A 15817-nucleotide genomic window follows, 5' to 3' on the forward strand; every position below is an offset into this window, starting at 1 on the left:
GGCACGCTGCGGAAACGGAATTTGAGCTGGCGGGGGAATCCGCTAAAGTTCATGACGTCACCGAGCGCGCGGGCGTTCGGGGGCGGCAGATCCCGGGCATGGTCCGGGGGATGCGCTGCGGACGTAGCTCAGTTGGTAGAGCACCACCTTGCCAAGGTGGATGTCGCGAGTTCGAGTCTCGTCGTCCGCTCGATGGGGGTCTCCCGGCCCCCGCGTTGGTGGAGTGGCCGAGAGGCGAGGCAACGGCCTGCAAAGCCGTCTACACGGGTTCAAATCCCGTCTCCACCTCGGACGATTAGCTCAGCGGGAGAGCGCTTCCCTGACACGGAAGAGGTCACTGGTTCAATCCCAGTATCGTCCACTGAGGGCCCCGCGGGGTCCTTGCCCAGCGCGATTAGCTCAGCGGGAGAGCGCTTCCCTGACACGGAAGAGGTCACTGGTTCAATCCCAGTATCGCGCACGCGGAACAACCGCCTGGCGGACGATTAGCTCAGCGGGAGAGCGCTTCCCTGACACGGAAGAGGTCACTGGTTCAATCCCAGTATCGTCCACGCGCGACAAGGGCCGGAGCACCTCAGCTCCGGCCCTTCGTCGTTCCTCCGCCGTCCCCGGTGCCCACCGCCTCCCGGCGCTCACCGCGAGCCGGTGAACGCCGGGAGGCCCGGCGGGACGCTCAGGAGGAGAACAGCATCCGGCTGAAGCTCTTGTGGTGGCCGTGATGACCGTGGTGGCCGTGGTGGCCGTGGTGCGGGGCGCCCCAGGCGGGCGCGGCCGGATAGGGCTGGGCGGCCGGGCCCGGCGGGGGCGGGGCGGGCTGCGACCACTGCGCCTCGAGGCGGGTGAGCGCCTCCAGCTCGCCGTAGTCGAGGAAGACCCCCCGGCAGCCGCTGCACTGCTCGATCTGGACTCCGCTGCGGTTGTACGTCTGCATGGGCGCTCGGCACTTGGGACACTGCATCTGCGGCCTCTTCTCGTGTGTCTGTGGCGGCTGGGCGGCCGTCACGTTCTTCTGGACGCGCGCGGGGCGCGTTCCGGATGCGTTCCGGGCGCGTCGATCGTCGCGTCCGACGCGGGGCCGCGGTCTCGCGCGGTCCCCGCGATGCGTGCGCAGGCGTCGATCAGCGCCTGCTCGACCTCGTCCAGAGGACGTCCCTCCGCACCGGCCTTGGTCAGCGCGCGGGCCGCCATCTGCGCGGTCAGGGCCCGCGCGGGCACGTCCAGCCACGGCCAGGGGTCCTCCGCCCCGCCGGGCAGGGCGGTGCCGCCCGCGGCGCCGTAGGCGTTCAGGAAGCGGCCGAAGTCGGCGGGGGGCAGCAGCCCGCCGGCGAACCAGGCGGCCGGTCGGGCCAGGTCCCAGGCCGGGTCGCCCAGGCCCAGGTCGTCGACGTCGATGAGCCGCCAGGGACCGTCGGGCGCCGGATGCCGGACCAGCTGTCCCAGATGGACGTCGCCGTGGCAGAGGACGTCGGCGCGCGGCGGTGCCGCGTCGCGCACCCGGGCGGGCAGGGACGCCCAGGCCGCCTCCACGGCCCGGGAGGCGGCCGTGCGGCGGACGGCGCGGCGCATCGATTCCAGGGCGCGGGCCGCCTTGGCCGGGCCGCGCGCCGGGGGGATCGGACCGGGGAGCTCGGCGACGGGCACGGCGTGCAGCCGGGCGAGCAGCGCGCCGGCCTCCTCCCAGGGCGCCGCCTCGGGGGCGCCGGGGTCGACGGGGACGCCGTACGGCCACAGGGTCACCAGGCGGCCGTCGGGCAGCGTCTCCAGCAGCGTCCCCTCCGGCTCCGGGACGCGGTTCGGGGCGACGGGGCGGGGGGCGGGCAGGGGCGCGAGCAGGACGGGGCGCAGCAGGGGGTGCGCGGCGACGCGCAGCCGGGCGGCGAGACGGGCCGGGTCGGTGTCCGGGGCGTGCGCCTTGGCCACGACGCTCCCGCCGCGGACGACGGTGGTGTCGGCCCGCCGGGCGAGCACCACCGCCCGGGAGGCGGCGGTGGCCGCGCCGGTGTCCGCGGCGCCGTCGGCGGCCGTCGCCCGGTGTGCCAGGTGTGCGGTGAGCGGTGCGTCCATGGCCTCCCCAGCCGTGGCCCGCGGCGCGGGCCGTCCACGGATCCTACGGCCCGTGCCGGGCGGACGACCCGGTGCGTACGCGCCCGTGAACGGCGCGATGCCCGGGCAGCTCCCCAGCTGCCCGGGCTCCACGCCGTCCGCCGTACCCCCGTCCCCACGGGGTGAGTGCCCGGATGTCCCCGGCTCGGGCCGCTCTCCCGAGCCCGGGGCCCTGCGTCAGAGCCCCAGCAGTCCGGCCACGGACGACGCCTGTGTGATCACCGCCTCCACACCGCCGAAGACGACGGCCAGGAGGGCGGCCAGGGGGAGGACCATGGCGATCGCCACCAGCGGGTGGCGACGGCTGCCCGGCCGGGTGCCGAGGGCGGAGATCTCCGCCAGGCGTCCCCGTGTCCGCGCCGCCGGACGCCCTGCCGTGTGCGTCATGGTTCCGCTCCCGTCGTGGTCTGGGGCGGCGGGTGTCTTGACCTCGGGGGACGAGTGCTGCACCCGCCGCTTGACCTCAACACTAGGCGCGGTGCCCACCCGCCGGCGTCATGCCCGCGTACCGACCCGGGGCCTCCCCCAGGATGACTCCGCGCCGCCCCGCGTACTCCCCAGGGTGGAGAACGCCCCCCACGGGCCCGGGACTTCCCGGAGGGGACGTGCCGTCACCGCGGGTCAGCGCGGCGCCTCCGCCGTGCTGTCCTCACGGGGTATCGGGTGCTCCACCAGGGCCAGCACCCGGTTGGCCATGAAGCGGGCGGTGCGCACGACCGAGCCGTTGCGCGTCACCTCGCTCACCTCCACCACTCCCCTGCGCACCTGCGTCTCGACCCTCCGGCCCGCACGTGTGGCCGCCATCTCGTAGGTACGAGTGGTGTCCCCGGCGTCCACCACGATCTCCACCCAGTCGCCCTTCATAGCGCAATCCCCCTTCTGCGAAGGCTTGTTGAGCGCCTCTGAACAGGACTTCTCCCCCGGTGGGCCACCGCTCGCCCACCTTTCAAGTGTCCCACCGGGCACCGACAATCGGCATGGCGCCGCGTGCGCGGCCTATCGGCAGCGAAGGGCGGCAGTCCGTAAGCTGTGGCACGTCAGAGGGACCGGGCAGTGTCGGGCCGACCCGCCGCGAGGGCGGGGACGGGCCTGTCGGCCGGAGGCAGGGGAAGGACATGGCGATGATGCGGCTCCGACGCGAGGACCCGCGAGTCGTCGGCTCGTTCAGGCTCCACCGGCGGCTGGGCGCGGGCGGCATGGGCGTGGTGTACCTGGGATCCGACCGGCGCGGACAGCGGGTGGCCCTGAAGGTGATCCGACCGGATCTCGCGGAGGACCCGGAGTTCCGTTCGCGCTTCGCGCGCGAGGTGTCGGCGGCGCGGCGGATCCGCGGCGGCTGCACGGCCCGGCTGGTGGCGGCCGACCTGGAGGCGGACCGTCCCTGGTTCGCGACACAGTACGTGCCGGGGCCGTCACTGCACGACAAGGTGAACGAGGAGGGCCCGCTGCCGGTGGCGCAGGTGGCCTCGATCGGCGCGGCGCTGGCCGAGGGGCTGGTGGCGGTGCACGAGGCCGGCGTGGTGCACCGGGACCTGAAGCCGTCGAACATCCTGCTGTCGCCCAAGGGCCCGCGCATCATCGACTTCGGCATCGCCTGGGCGACGGGGGCCAGCACGCTCACGCACGTCGGCACGGCGGTGGGCTCGCCGGGCTTCCTCGCGCCCGAGCAGGTGCGGGGCGCGGCGGTGACCCCGGCGACGGACGTGTTCTCGCTGGGCGCGACGCTGGCGTACGCGGCGACCGCGGACTCCCCGTTCGGCCAGGGCAGTTCCGAGGTGATGCTGTACCGGGTGGTGCACGAGGAGCCCCAACTGCAGGGAGTGCACGCGGCGTTGGCGCCCCTGGTCCGGGCCTGCCTGGCGAAGGACCCGGAGGATCGGCCGAGCACGCTGCAACTGTCGCTGCGACTGAGGGAGATCGCCGCCCGGGAGGCGCGCGGACTGCCGGAGGGCGCCGCCACCGGAGCCGCCGTGCGCCCGGCCCGTCCGTCGGCGGGACGGCGCACGGAGCAGTACGCGCGGCAGCGCACCGCGCGCGACGGCGACCGCCCCTCGGGGGGCCGCGGCCCCCAGGGGGCGTCGAGACGCCGGGAACAGGGCCGGCCGGGCGCCGTCCCGCGCACGCCGTCCCGGAACACCCCTCCCCGGAGCTCTCCTCCGCGCGACACCCCTCCCCGGAACACGCCTCCCCGCAACACTCCGCGTCCGGCCGGTGGAGGCGGGCGGACGCCGCGCCCGGCCTCCCGGGGGCCGGCGCGCGCCGGGGGCGCCCCGCGGAGCGGGACGCGGCGTCCGGGGTCGAACCGGCACCTGCTGCGCCAGCGTCTGGTGGTGTTCGTGACGGTGACGCTGCTGGTGGCGCTGGGCATCGCGGCGGCCCAGGGCTGCCAGGGCCCGGCACACGGACTGGAACGGCCCGCGGGCTCCGGCGTCCCCGGCGCCTCCTCCCCCGACACCGCGGGACCCGCGCGCGGCTGACGGCTCGTCACCGGCGGCCGCTCAGAGCACGGAGAGCGCGGAGAGGACGGCCAGGCACAGGGGGAGGGTCACGGCGAAGGCGCCTCCCGCCTGCAGAACGGCCTCGGGGAAGGATCTGCCCGTCACGGTGGCGAGGATGCCCGCCACCAGGGCGACGAGGGCGGAGAACAGGACGGTCACCAGGACCCACAGGGCCCTGACCGTACGGGGGTGCGAGATGGGCTCAGTGCTCACCGGTCGTCTTCCTTCCCTTCGGGAGGACGATCGGAGCGGAGCCTGGACGGTCTCGACCCGACCATCCTCTGGATGGGGCAAAGTCGAGGTCTGCGCCCCCGGTACAGACCTTGGAGTTGTCGACATGAGCGGGCGGGCCTGCGGTCTCCTCCTCGCCGGCCGACCCGCCGACCGAGTGCGGATGCGACCATTTTATCACTGAGTGTCACCAAATGCCGTTTTTCGGGTGAATGGGCGTCGTCGGTCCGGTCGCGGCCGGGGTCACCGCGCGGCGGGGCCGGTGGCGTAGAAGGCCACGGCGGCGGCCGCGGCGACGTTGAGCGAGTCGACGCCCGCGCTCATCGGGATCCGCACGCTCACGTCGGCGGCCGCGATGGTGGACGGCCGCAGGCCCTTGCCCTCCGAACCGAGGATCAGCGCCAGCCTGGGGGGTCGGCGGGCCACGAGTTCGGCGAGGTCGATCGACTCCTCGTCCAGCGCGAGCGCCGCCGTGACGTACCCGGCCTCGCGCAGTGCCGCGATGTCCCCGGGCCACGCCTCCAGGCGCGTCCACGGCACCTGGAGGACCGCGCCCATGGAGACCTTGACCGAGCGTCGGTAGAGCGGGTCGGCGCAGTCCGGGGAGAGCAGCACCGCGTCCATGCCGAGCGCGGCGGCGCTGCGGAAGAGGGCGCCGATGTTGGTGTGGTCGTTGACGGCCTCCAGGACCACGACGCGGCGCGCGTCCGCCAGCAGGTCCGCCGGCGCCGGGAGGGGTTTGCGGTGCATCGAGGCCAGGGCGCCGCGGTGGACGTGATAGCCCGTCACCCGCTCGGCGACCTCCGGGGCGACGGTGTAGACGGGCGCCGACACCTCCTCGATCACGTCGCGCATCGTCTCGACCCACTTGGGCGTCAGCAGCATCGACCGCATCGCGTACCCGGCGCCGAGGGCACGCCGGACGACCTTCTCGCCCTCGGCGATGAACAGCCCCTCCGCCGGCTCGCGCCGGCGCCGCAACTGGACGTCCGTCAGATCGGTGTAGTCGGCCAGGCGCGGATCGCCGGGGTCCTCGACGGTGATGAGCTCCTTCGTCACGACCGTCCCCGCCTCCTCCGTCCGTTCCCCGACCCCGTCACCGGGCGGTGGGGGCGGCCGGACCCACGCCGACCACCTCGCCGACGACGATCACCGCGGGCGGCCGTACGCCCTCCGCCTCGACCGTCTCCGCCACGGTCTCCAGGGTGGCGTCCACCCGGCGCTGGGCCGCCGTGGTGCCCTCCTGGACCACGGCGACGGGCGTCTTCGGGTCGCGGCCGTGTGCGACGAGGGCGCGGGCGATGGCGCCGATCCGCTCCACGGCCATCAGCAGCACGAGCGTGCCCCGCAGCCTGGCCAGGGCCTCCCAGTCCACCAGCGAGCGCGGGTCGTCCGGGGCGACGTGGCCGCTGACGACGGTGAACTCGTGGGCCACTCCGCGGTGGGTGACCGGGATGCCGGCGGCGCCGGGCACGCTGATGGAGCTGGAGATGCCGGGCACCACGGTGACCGGGATCCCGGCCTCGGCCAGCGCCTGGGCCTCCTCCATGCCGCGGCCGAAGACGAAGGGGTCGCCCCCCTTGAGCCGCACCACGAACCTCCCCGCCCTGGCGTGTTCCATCAGGGCCTCGTTGATGGCCTCCTGGGCCATCGCGCGGCCGTAGGGGATCTTGGCCGCGTCGATCACCTCGACGTGCGGCGGCAGTTCGTCCAGCAGGTCGCGCGGTCCGAGCCGGTCGGCGATCACCACGTCCGCCTCGGCCAGCAGACGACGGCCGCGCACGGTGATCAGGTCCGGGTCGCCGGGGCCGCCGCCGACCAGGGCGACACCGGCCCGGCGGGTCCGGTGCCGGGGGGCGGACAGGGTGCCGTCGCGCAGGCCCTCGACCACGGCGTCCCGCACGGCGGCCGAGCGGCGCGGGTCACGGCCGGTGAGGACCGCGACGGTGACGCCCTCGCTGCGGCCGGTGGCCGGGGTCCAGGCGGTGGCGGCCTCCGCGTCGTCGCTGCGGACGCACCACACGCGGCGCTCCTCGGCCTCGGCGGAGGCGGCGGCGTTGGCCTCCGCGTCGTCGGTGGCGACGACCGCGTACCAGGCGCCCTCCAGGTCGCCGGGGCGGTAGGGGCGGCGCTCCCAGCGCAGCTCGCCGGCCTCGGCCATGGCCTCCACCGAGGGAGTGGCCGAGGGGGCGATCAGCAGCACGTCGGCACCCGCCGCCAGCAGCGCGGGCAGCCGCCGCTGGGCGACGGTGCCGCCGCCGAGGACGACCACGCGGCGCCCGGTCAGGCGCAGTCCCACGGGGTAGGCGGGGTGCTCGGGGCGGTCGGACATGGCTGTGCGGCTCCTTGGACGGTGATCCCCCGGCCTGGCGGCGGGGACGGTGAAGGCACCCCACCGCGGCCTGACCGGCCGGGGAGGGGCCCTGCGCCGCTGCGGCGGTGGAGCGGCGGGGACGGGACTGCGGGCACGAGCAGCCTACGACGCGACGGCCCCGACGTGCTGTGCCGCGGGTCACCGGGGGACGGTGGACCCCGGCGACCCGCGGCGCGGCGCCGTCCGCGTCAGTTCTTCTCGGTGACGCCCGCCGAGTCGAAGGTGGCGACCTCGTGCATGGCCCGGGCCGCGCTCTGCACCACGGGCAGGGCCAGCAGCGCGCCCGTGCCCTCGCCGAGCCTCAGGTCGAGGTCGATCAGCGGGCGCAGGCCCAGCTTGGTCAGCGCGGCGACGTGGCCGGGCTCCGCGCTGCGGTGGCCCGCGATGCAGGCCGCCAGGGCCTCGGGGGCGATGGCCCGGGCGACCAGCGCCGCCGCGCCCGCGCTCACCCCGTCGAGGATGACGGGGGTGCGCAGCGAGGCACCGCCGAGGATCAGGCCGACCATCGCGGCGTGCTCCAGCCCGCCGACCGCGGCGAGGACGCCGAGGGGGTCGGCGGCGTCGGGCTGGTGCAGCTCCAGCGCGCGGCGCACGACGTCGATCTTGTGGGCGTGCATCTCGTCGTTGACGCCGGTGCCGCGGCCGGTGACCTCGGCCGGGTCGGCGCCGGTGAAGACGGAGATCAGCGCGGCGGAGGCGGTGGTGTTGGCGATGCCCATCTCACCGGTGAGCAGCGCCTTGTTGCCCGCCGCGACCAGGTCGCGGGCGGTCTCGATGCCCACCTCGACCGCGCGCACCACCTCCTCGCGCGTGAGCGCGGGACCGGTGGTGAAGTCCGCCGTGCCGGGCCGCACCCGGCGCGGCAGCAGACCCGGCATGTTGGGCAGGTCGCCCGCCACGCCCACGTCCACCACGCACACCTCGGCGCCGACCTGGTTGGCGAAGGCGTTGCAGACCGCGCCGCCGGCGAGGAAGTTGGCGACCATCTGCGCCGTGACCTCCTGCGGCCAAGCGGTGACGCCCTGGGCGTGCACCCCGTGGTCGCCGGCGAAGACGGCGACGGCCGCGGGCTCGGGGATCGGCGGAGGACACTGCCGGGCCAGCCCGCTGAGCTGGGCGGAGATGATCTCCAACATGCCGAGCGCGCCGGACGGCTTGGTCATCCGCTTCTGCCGCTCCCACGCCTCGCCGAGCGCCTTGGCGTCCAGCGGACGGATGCCGCCCAGCGTCTCGGTGAGGAGGTCGTGCGGCTCCTCGGCGCCGGGCAGCACGCGGCGGCCGTAGGCCTCCTCGTGGACGACCCACGACAGCGGGCGACGCTTGGACCAGCCCGCCTGCACCAGCTCGGGCTCGTCGGGGAAGGCGTCCACGTACCCGATGCACAGGTAGGCGACGATCTCCAGGTGCTCGGGGAGGCCGAGCACCCGGACCAGCTCGCGCTCGTCGAAGAAGCTGACCCAGCCCACGCCCAGGCCCTCGGCGCGGGCGGCGAGCCACAGGTTCTCCACGGCGAGCGCGGAGGAGTACGGCGCCATCTGCGGCTGGGTGTGACGGCCGAGGGTGTGACGGCCGCCGCGGGTGGGGTCGGCGGTGACGACGATGTTGACCGGGGTGTCGAGGATCGCCTCGACCTTCAGCTCCTTGAACTGCTTGGCGCGGCCCCTGGGCAGCGACCGGGCGTACGCCTCCCGCTGGCGCATGGCCAGCTCGTGCATCGTCCGGCGGGTCTCCTCGGAGCGGATGAGGACGAAGTCCCACGGCTGGGAGTGGCCGACGCTGGGGGCGGTGTGGGCCGCCTCCAGGACGCGCAGCAGCACCTCGTCGGGGATCGGATCGGGGCGGAAGCCGTTGCGGACGTCGCGCCGCTCGCGCATGACGCGGTGGAGCGCCTCGCGTTCGGCCTCGCCGTAGGCGGGGGCGGGGCCGTTGTCGACGGCGGCGGGGGCCTGCTCGGCGGGCGTCCCGTCGGCGGCGGGCTCCCCGGGCTCCCCCTCGTCGGACGCGGGCTCCGCGTCGCGCGGCTCGTCGGCGGCGTCCGTGGTCTCGGCGTTCTCGGCGTTCTCGGCGGGCCGGTCCTCGGCCTCCGGCTCCGGGGCGGCCTCCGGCTCCGGGGCGGAGGGCTCGGCGGGGGCCTGCGCGGGCGCGGCGCCGGAGGCCGGCACGGCCTCCATCACCTGCGGCCCGGCTCCGGGCACCGCCGCCATGGCGAGCTGCTGCTCGGGCACGGCGGCGGGCTCCGGCGCGGGCGCGGCCTGCTCCGGCGCGGCGGGCTCGTCGACGGCCTCGGCCACGGGCTCGGTCACGGGCTCGGTCACGGGCTCGACGGACTCCTGCCGAGGCGCGGGCACGGGGACGGGCTCGCCCGGCTCGCCGTCCGCGGCCGGCGGGGCCGCGGGTGCCGCGGTGTCCTCCTGCGCGGCGGCGTCCTCCTGCGTGGCGGGGGCCTCGGCGCCGGCCGGCGGCTCGGCCGGGGCCTGTGCCTGCGCGACGCCGTCTTCCGGGGCACCCTCCGGGGTGCCTTCCGTGTCCTCCGGCGCGTCGGCCTGCTGCACGGGCACGGCCTGGGCCTCGACCGCGGGCTCGGCCGCGGGCTCGGCCGCGGGTTCCGCCACGGGCTCGGCCGTTCCGGCCTCGGGCGCCGGAGCGGCGGGGGCCTGCTCCTGCGCCTCTTCCTGGACCTGTGCCTGTTCCTGTGCCGGCTCGGGGAACTCCGTCGGGAACGCCTCCCCGCCGTCCTGTGCCGGGATCGCGGCGAGGTCCGGCCCGGGCAGCGGGGGCTCGGCCTGCCGGCCGTCCGTCTCCGCGGGCGCCGGCGTCGGGCCCTGGGCGGGGGCCGGCGCCCAGGCGCCGGGCTGCACGGGCTCCTGCGGGAACGAGGCGAGCTGGGGGCCGGGCAGCGAGGAGGGCGCCTGGGCGGCGGGCGCCGCCGGCTCCTCGTGGGCCACGTCGAAGTACTCGGGACCCATGGTCGGCGGTCCGGAGTGCCGCACGGGCATGGCGTGCGGAGGGGTGTGCATCGGGCCGACCGGGGTGACCGGGACGCCCGCGCCGGGGGGAGGCGTCGGGGTCGGCCCGCGGTCGGCGAGGGAGCGCACCGTGCCCGACTGCTCCGGCACGGGCGGACCCAGGTGCAGCGGACGGTGCGGGGCCTGAGGGGCCTGGGGCACCTGGACGTGGGTCGCCTGCGGGTCGGCGACGGGCTGCGGCGGACCCTGCTGCGCCGGGGGCGCCGGGTGCTGCGCGGGCTGCGGGCCCCGGGCCGCGTCGGGTCCGTCCGTCTCGTACGGGCCCGGCGTGTGCGCGGTCTGCGCGGACACCGCCGCCTCGCTCCACGCGCCCTGGGCACCGGGCAGCAGCAGGTCGTCCTCGTCGCCCGCCACCACACCGTCGACCGGACCCGCGAAGGTGTACGTGCCGGGAGCCGGTGCGCCCGGCTGCTCCGGCTGTCCGCCTGCGTTCTCCGGCTGTCCCTCGACCGGGACCTGGCCGGTGTCAGTCATGCGTACCCCTCGCCCATCGGTAGTGCTCCTTCCAGCCCCAGCGGGTGCCGCGCCCTCCTCGTCGAGAACAACGAGCGTGGACACGGTGCGGTACGTACACCCCCGCCTGAACCATCCGGACATTGACGGACGAAGCGTCAATCCCGGTGGCGGCACAACGATCCATCAGCCTACCCGGCACCGCACGCCACGGAGGCGGGGGGTGGGTGACTGGCCCCGGTTGGTCATGGTTCCTCCCGGGAGAGATCACATCCGGCTGCCGGACAGCAGGAACACGACCGAGCGTTCCCGCTCCGTCCAGGCCCCGGTGTCCAGTTCGACGGACTGCAACAGCGCGCACTCCACGGCGTACCCGGCGTCCGCCAGGACCCGGCCGACGGCCTCGGCCTCGTCGCGGGTGGCGGCGTGCGTGACGATCCGCTCGGGCCTGCGGTCGGCGCACGCGGCGACCGTGCGCACTCCCCCGCCGCCGACGCGCACCAGGTCGGGTTCGGGGAGGTCCTCCAGCGCCAGGGGCGCCGTCCCCTGCACGACCTGGAGTTGGACGCCGAAGCGCCGCGCCGCGGCGGTCGCCCGGGCGCAGGCGGCGGCGTCGCGCTCGACGGCGAGGACGGCGGCGCCGAAGCGGGCGGCCTCCACGGCGACGGCCCCGCTGCCCGCGCCGATGTCCCACAGCAGGTCGCCGGGGCGCGGCCCGAGCCGGGCGAGTTGGGCGGCGCGGAGCTGGGCCGAGTCCCGGCCGCCGGGCGGCGGCGCGGCGGGGTCCTGCCCGGTGTACTCGGCGACCGGCAGCGCCCAACCGCGCACGGGAGGCGGGTAGGTGGGCTCGCGTCCGGCCAGCCAGCCGCCCCGGTCGGTGCCGGTCTCGGCCCCGGAGCCCGAGCCGCCCACGACGATCACGACGTTGGGGTCGCGCCAGACGTGGTCGGCGACCTTGTCGGAGGTCAGGACGGTGACCCGTTCGCGGTCGGTGCCCAGGGCCTCGCAGATGACGAAGGTGCGGTGCACCCCCTCCAGCAGCAGGGCCAGTTCGGCGGGCCCGGCGCCGGGCGAGGTGAGGACGGCGACCTTGGGGTGGGCGCGGCAGACGTTGACGGCGCGGCGGAGCGTGCGGCCGTGGGCGACGACGATCTGGGCGTCGTCCCAGGGCATTCCGGCGCGGGCGAAGGCGGCGGCGACGGAGGAGACCGCGGGGACGACCTCGACCTCCAGGCCGTACTCGGGCGCGCGCAGCGTGCGGACGACGCCGAAGAAGCCGGGGTCCCCGTCGGCCAGGACGACCGCGGTGCCGCGGTGTCCGGCTATGCGGCGGGCGGCCAGCGCCACGCTGCCCAGGCGGATGCGTTCGGCGCCGGGCGGGACCTCGGGCAGGGCCAGGTGGTGGGCGGCGCCGGCGACGAGGGTGGCCGCGCCGAGTGCGGCCCGGGCGGCCTCGGTCAGCGGCGAGCCGTCCCACCCGATCACGGTGACACGGTCGGCCATCGGCGGGTCTCCTGGGCGCGTCGCGGAGTGGGGACGGAGCGGGGCGGATCGGGGTCCGCGGAGGTGGGGCGGGGCGGCGGGATCGCCGCGGCGAGGTTCGCAGTGAGGTTACCGCGCCCGGCGCGGGCGGCTCTGCCAGGGGGCGGGCCGGGCGGTCAGCGCCACTCCGCGTAGGAGGAGTAGCCGGCCTCGGCCGTCTCCCCGGGCATGCCGTCCAGGTCCTCCGGCAGCAGGCTCCACACGATCAGGTCGGTGCGGACGTCGGTCCAGCGGCCGTCCTCGGCGCGGTTGCGGGCTATCCACGCGTTGCGCAGCACGCCCTCGCTGACGCAGCCGATCTTCTGGGCCACCTGCTGGGAGGCGGTGTTGTCGGCGGGGGTGCGGATCTCCAGCCGCTCGAATCCCCGGTCCTGGAAGAGCCACTGGGCCGCGGCCAGCACCGACTCGGCGGCGTAACCTTCGCCGCGCGCCCAGGGGGCGATCACGTACGCCGCCTCGGCGGACCGCACCCGCCAGTTCACCTTGCCCAGGTGGACGGTGCCGACCAGGCGCTGGGTGAGGAACTCGGTGACGGCGAAGACGACGCCGCGTCCCTCGGTCCGCTCGGCGGGCGCCCCGCGCGTGATCCACTCCCGGGCGTCGTCCTCGGTGTAGGGGACGGGTACGGAGGTCCAGGCGGTGACGAGCTCGTCGTTCATCATCTCCGCGAACGCGGGGACGTCGGCCTCCTCGAGGGGGCGCAGCACGAGCCGCTCCGTACTGATCGAGATCTCCGGGAAGTTGGATGTCATGCGCCGCTCCAGCCTGAAGGGGTCGGGTGCCCAGCATGCAGCATCGTCCGGACAGTGTGCAGCGCCGGGCCCGGCCCGTGGGGGCCGGGCCCGGCGTGGTGCGCCGCGTCAGGACTCGTTGCCCGCGGCGGAGACGATCGAACCGTGGTACTTCTTCTCGATGAACTTCTCGACCTCGTCGGAGGTGAGGAGTTCGGCGAGCTTCTTCACCCGCGGGTCGTCCTCGTTGCCCTTCTTGACGGCGAGGAAGTTGGCGTAGGGGTTGCCCTCCGCCTTCTCCAGGGCCAGGGCGTCCTTCGCGGGCTCCAGGTCGGCCTCGATGGCGTAGTTGCCGTTGATGACGGCGGCGTCCACGTCCTCCAGGGAGCGGGGCAGGGCGGCGGCCTCCAACTCCTTGAACTTCAGGCCCTTGCGGTCGGCGATGTCGGCGAGGGTGGCGTCGTTCCCGACGCCCTCCTTCAGCTCGATCAGGCCCTGCTCGTCCAGGAGCTGCAGGGCGCGGCCCTCGTTGGTGGTGTCGTTGGGCACCGCGACGGTGTCGCCGGCGCCGAGGTCGGCGGCCTTCTTCAGGGTGGAGGAGTACAGGCCGAGCGGCTCCAGGTGCACGTCCACCACGGGCACGATGTGGGTGCCCTGCTTGGCGTTGAAGTCGTCCAGGTACGGCTTGTGCTGGAAGTAGTTGGCGTCCACCTCGCCGTTCTCCGTGGCCGTGTTGGGCAGGACGTAGTCGGTGAACTCCTTGACCTCCAGCTTCAGGCCCGCCTCCTCGGCCAGGTTCTCCTTGACGAAGGTGAGGATGTCGGCGTGCGGGGTCGGGGAGGCGGCGACGGTCAGCGGCGCGTCGGCGTCCCCCTTGCCGGTGGAGGCGGCGGGGTCGGAGTCGGTGCCGCAGGCGGTCAGGCCCAGGGTGAGGGCGGCGGCGGCCGTGGCGGTGACGGTGGTCTTGACGATGGCGTGCACGAAGAGTGCCTCTTTTCGGTGTTGCCGTGTTCTGGTGTGGGCGCCGGACAAGGTGTCCGGCTTCTCGGTGGGGGGTTCTCCGCGGGACGCGGAAGCTTCAGGAGGCGGTGCGCTCGCGGCGGGACAGCAGCCGCACCACGCCGTCGCCCAGGAGTTGCACGGCGGTGACGATGGCGAGCAGCACCACGACGGTGGCGATCATGAAACCGGTCTCGAAGCGCTGGTAGCCGTAGGTGATGGCCTTGCTGCCCAGCCCCTCGGCGCCCACCGCGCCGGCCATCGCGGAGTAGCCGACGAGGGTGATGACGGTGGTGGTCAGGCCGGCCACGAGCGACGGGAGCGCCTGCGGGAGCAGGGCCTTGAAGACGACCGTGCCGGTGCCGCCGCCCATGGACAGGACGGCCTCGACCAGGCCGTGATCCACCTCGCGCACGGCGGTCTCCACCAGCCGGGCGAAGAAGGGGATGGCGCCGATGGAGAGCGGCACCACGGCGGCCGTCGGGCCGATGGAGGTGCCGACCAGCAGGCGGGTGAAGGGGATCAGGGCGACGACGAGGACGATGAAGGGCAGGGAGCGTCCGACGTTGACCACGGCGCCCAGCACCTTGTTGACCGCCCTGTTCGCCAGGAGTCCGCCGCGGTCGGTGAGGACCAGCAGCACGCCCAGCGGGAGCCCGCCGAGGACGGTGACGAGGGTGGACCAGCCGACCATGTACAGCGTGTCGATGGTGCCCTGGATCAGGATGGGCTGCATCTCCGGCCAGGTCATCGGGCGTCCTCCACGGTCTTCTCGGCGGCCTCGACGGGCTCGGCGGTCTCGGTGGTTCCGGCGGCCTCGGCGGTTCCGGCGATCTCCACGGTCAGGCCCCGCTCGCGCAGGAAGCCGATCGGCACGACGTTGTCCTCGAAGCGGCCCGGGAGCTCGATCCGCATCCGGCCGACCTGCCGGCCGCCGATGGTGTCCATGGCGGCGCCCAGGATCGACACGTCGATGTCGTAGGTGCGCGACAGTCGGGAGATCAGCGGCCGGGCCGTGCTGTCGCCGTGGAAGGTGACGTCCACGACGGTGCGGTCCGCGGCCGTGGGCGGGCCGCCGAGGGGGAACAGCTCGCGGGCGAGTTCCGAGCCCGGGGTGGCCAGCAGCCCGGAGACGGTGCCGGACTCCACGACCTTCCCGTCGCGCATCAGCGCGGCCGAGTCGCAGATCGACTTGACGACGTCCATCTCGTGCGTGATCAGCAGGATGGTCAGGCCGAGCTGTCGGTTGAGGTCGCGCAGCAGGTCCAGCACCGAGCGGGTGGTCTCCGGGTCGAGGGCGGAGGTCGCCTCGTCCGACAGCAGCACCTTGGGGTCGCCGGCGAGCGCGCGGGCGATGCCGACGCGCTGCTTCTGTCCGCCCGACAGCTGCGCGGGCCAGGCGCGGGCGTGGTCGGCGAGGCCGACCAGGCCGAGCAGTTCCCGCGCCTTGCGGGCGCGTTCCCGGCCGGGCACCCCCAGGATCTCCAGGGGCAGTTCGACGTTGCCCTGGACGGTGCGGGAGGACAGCAGGTTGAAGTGCTGGAAGACCATGCCGATGCGGCTGCGCGCCCGGCGCAGCTCGGCGCCGGCCCGCGGTCCGCGGCCGGCCAGCGCGGTGAGGTCCCGGCCGTCGACGACGACCGTGCCGGAGGTGGGTCTCTCCAGCAGGTTGACGCAGCGGATGAGGGAGGACTTCCCCGCCCCGCTGCGTCCGACGACGCCGAATATCTCGCCCTCGCGGACGTGCAGGTCGACGCCGTCGAGCGCGGTCACGTCGCGGCCGCGGGAGCGGTAGACCTTGGTGAGTCCCGTGGTGGTGATCACTGGGTGTCCATCACTGTCGAGTGCGCGGCGCGCGGT

The 15817-nt window shown here is 75.1% G+C and carries 14 protein-coding genes and 5 tRNA genes; 6 read left to right on the forward strand and 13 right to left on the reverse strand.

Going from position 1 to position 15817, the window contains the following annotated elements; genetic code table 11:
• Positions 1–117 precede the first annotated feature (117 nt).
• The 5 genes from ABD335_RS10420 (at position 118) to ABD335_RS10440 (ending at position 551) form a co-directional block, all read left to right on the forward strand.
• Positions 118–190 (forward strand) — tRNA-Gly (locus tag ABD335_RS10420).
• Positions 191–217: 27 nt separating this feature from the next.
• Positions 218–288 (forward strand) — tRNA-Cys (locus ABD335_RS10425).
• Position 289: 1 nt separating this feature from the next.
• A tRNA-Val gene (locus ABD335_RS10430) sits at positions 290–361 on the forward strand.
• Positions 362–388: 27 nt separating this feature from the next.
• Positions 389–460 (forward strand) — tRNA-Val (locus tag ABD335_RS10435).
• A gap of 19 nt (positions 461–479) precedes the next feature.
• Positions 480–551 (forward strand) — tRNA-Val (locus tag ABD335_RS10440).
• 122 nt (positions 552–673) lie between these two features.
• Here the strand turns inward: ABD335_RS10440 and ABD335_RS10445 are convergent.
• From ABD335_RS10445 to ABD335_RS10460, 4 genes are all read right to left on the reverse strand, one after another.
• A complete protein-coding gene (locus tag ABD335_RS10445) occupies positions 674–958 on the reverse strand; it encodes a TFIIB-type zinc ribbon-containing protein (protein WP_344321892.1) in 285 nt (94 codons plus the stop codon).
• A gap of 41 nt (positions 959–999) precedes the next feature.
• Complete coding sequence (locus ABD335_RS10450; RefSeq protein ID WP_344321893.1) at positions 1000–2064, reverse strand: phosphotransferase family protein; 1065 nt, start codon at positions 2062–2064, stop codon at positions 1000–1002.
• Positions 2065–2280: 216 nt separating this feature from the next.
• Entirely contained in the window at positions 2281–2490 is a 210-nt protein-coding gene (locus ABD335_RS10455; RefSeq protein ID WP_344321894.1) for a hypothetical protein, read from the reverse strand.
• A 234-nt stretch (positions 2491–2724) separates the two neighbouring features.
• Positions 2725–2967: a hypothetical protein gene (locus ABD335_RS10460; protein WP_344321895.1), complete on the reverse strand. Its 243-nt coding sequence runs from the start codon at positions 2965–2967 to the stop codon at positions 2725–2727.
• A 251-nt stretch (positions 2968–3218) separates the two neighbouring features.
• On the opposite strand from ABD335_RS10460, the gene ABD335_RS10465 reads away from it, so the two are divergent.
• On the forward strand, positions 3219–4580 hold the full coding sequence (locus tag ABD335_RS10465; RefSeq protein WP_344321897.1) for a serine/threonine-protein kinase: 1362 nt from the start codon (positions 3219–3221) through the stop codon (positions 4578–4580).
• A gap of 21 nt (positions 4581–4601) precedes the next feature.
• Here the strand turns inward: ABD335_RS10465 and ABD335_RS10470 are convergent, their stop codons facing one another.
• The 9 genes from ABD335_RS10470 to ABD335_RS10510 all read right to left on the reverse strand — a co-directional run bounded on the left by ABD335_RS10470 (position 4602) and on the right by ABD335_RS10510 (position 15781).
• Positions 4602–4814, reverse strand: a complete 213-nt coding sequence (locus ABD335_RS10470; protein ID WP_344321898.1) for a hypothetical protein — start codon at positions 4812–4814, stop codon at positions 4602–4604.
• A 261-nt stretch (positions 4815–5075) separates the two neighbouring features.
• Positions 5076–5891, reverse strand: a complete 816-nt coding sequence (locus ABD335_RS10475; RefSeq protein WP_344321899.1) for a TrmH family RNA methyltransferase — start codon at positions 5889–5891, stop codon at positions 5076–5078.
• A 37-nt stretch (positions 5892–5928) separates the two neighbouring features.
• Entirely contained in the window at positions 5929–7164 is a 1236-nt protein-coding gene (gene cobA / locus ABD335_RS10480; protein ID WP_344321900.1) for a uroporphyrinogen-III C-methyltransferase, read from the reverse strand.
• 230 nt (positions 7165–7394) lie between these two features.
• Entirely contained in the window at positions 7395–10706 is a 3312-nt protein-coding gene (cobT, locus tag ABD335_RS10485; RefSeq protein WP_344321901.1) for a nicotinate-nucleotide--dimethylbenzimidazole phosphoribosyltransferase, read from the reverse strand.
• Positions 10707–10952: 246 nt separating this feature from the next.
• Entirely contained in the window at positions 10953–12188 is a 1236-nt protein-coding gene (gene cbiE / locus ABD335_RS10490; protein WP_344321902.1) for a precorrin-6y C5,15-methyltransferase (decarboxylating) subunit CbiE, read from the reverse strand.
• Between the two features lie 155 nt (positions 12189–12343).
• The gene (locus ABD335_RS10495) at positions 12344–12979 is read right to left on the reverse strand and encodes a GNAT family N-acetyltransferase (protein ID WP_344321903.1); all 636 of its coding nucleotides are present in this window, start codon (positions 12977–12979) and stop codon (positions 12344–12346) included.
• A gap of 108 nt (positions 12980–13087) precedes the next feature.
• Complete coding sequence (locus tag ABD335_RS10500) at positions 13088–13939, reverse strand: MetQ/NlpA family ABC transporter substrate-binding protein (protein ID WP_344321904.1); 852 nt, start codon at positions 13937–13939, stop codon at positions 13088–13090.
• Positions 13940–14036: 97 nt separating this feature from the next.
• Complete coding sequence (locus ABD335_RS10505) at positions 14037–14708, reverse strand: methionine ABC transporter permease (RefSeq protein ID WP_344321905.1); 672 nt, start codon at positions 14706–14708, stop codon at positions 14037–14039.
• Positions 14705–15781, reverse strand: a complete 1077-nt coding sequence (locus ABD335_RS10510; protein ID WP_344321906.1) for a methionine ABC transporter ATP-binding protein — start codon at positions 15779–15781, stop codon at positions 14705–14707. The genes ABD335_RS10505 and ABD335_RS10510 overlap by 4 nt, the downstream gene beginning before the upstream one ends.
• Positions 15782–15817 lie beyond the last annotated feature (36 nt).

The organism is Streptomyces macrosporus, from assembly GCF_039533145.1.
Taxonomy (GTDB): Bacteria; Actinomycetota; Actinomycetes; order Streptomycetales; family Streptomycetaceae; genus Streptomyces; species Streptomyces macrosporus.

Bases quoted from the DNA above. Each gene is read 5' to 3' on its own strand.
- cbiE (WP_344321902.1), bottom strand. From the start codon at position 12,188: ATGGCCGACCGTGTCACCGTGATCGGGTGGGACGGCTCGCCGCTGACC.
- ABD335_RS10505 (WP_344321905.1), bottom strand. From the start codon at position 14,708: ATGACCTGGCCGGAGATGCAGCCCATCCTGATCCAGGGCACCATCGAC.
- ABD335_RS10455 (WP_344321894.1), bottom strand. From the start codon at position 2,490: ATGACGCACACGGCAGGGCGTCCGGCGGCGCGGACACGGGGACGCCTG.
- ABD335_RS10495 (WP_344321903.1), bottom strand. From the start codon at position 12,979: ATGACATCCAACTTCCCGGAGATCTCGATCAGTACGGAGCGGCTCGTG.
- ABD335_RS10445 (WP_344321892.1), bottom strand. From the start codon at position 958: ATGCAGTGTCCCAAGTGCCGAGCGCCCATGCAGACGTACAACCGCAGC.
- cobT (WP_344321901.1), bottom strand. From the start codon at position 10,706: ATGACTGACACCGGCCAGGTCCCGGTCGAGGGACAGCCGGAGAACGCA.
- cobA (WP_344321900.1), bottom strand. From the start codon at position 7,164: ATGTCCGACCGCCCCGAGCACCCCGCCTACCCCGTGGGACTGCGCCTG.
- ABD335_RS10450 (WP_344321893.1), bottom strand. From the start codon at position 2,064: ATGGACGCACCGCTCACCGCACACCTGGCACACCGGGCGACGGCCGCC.
- ABD335_RS10465 (WP_344321897.1), top strand. From the start codon at position 3,219: ATGGCGATGATGCGGCTCCGACGCGAGGACCCGCGAGTCGTCGGCTCG.
- ABD335_RS10460 (WP_344321895.1), bottom strand. From the start codon at position 2,967: ATGAAGGGCGACTGGGTGGAGATCGTGGTGGACGCCGGGGACACCACT.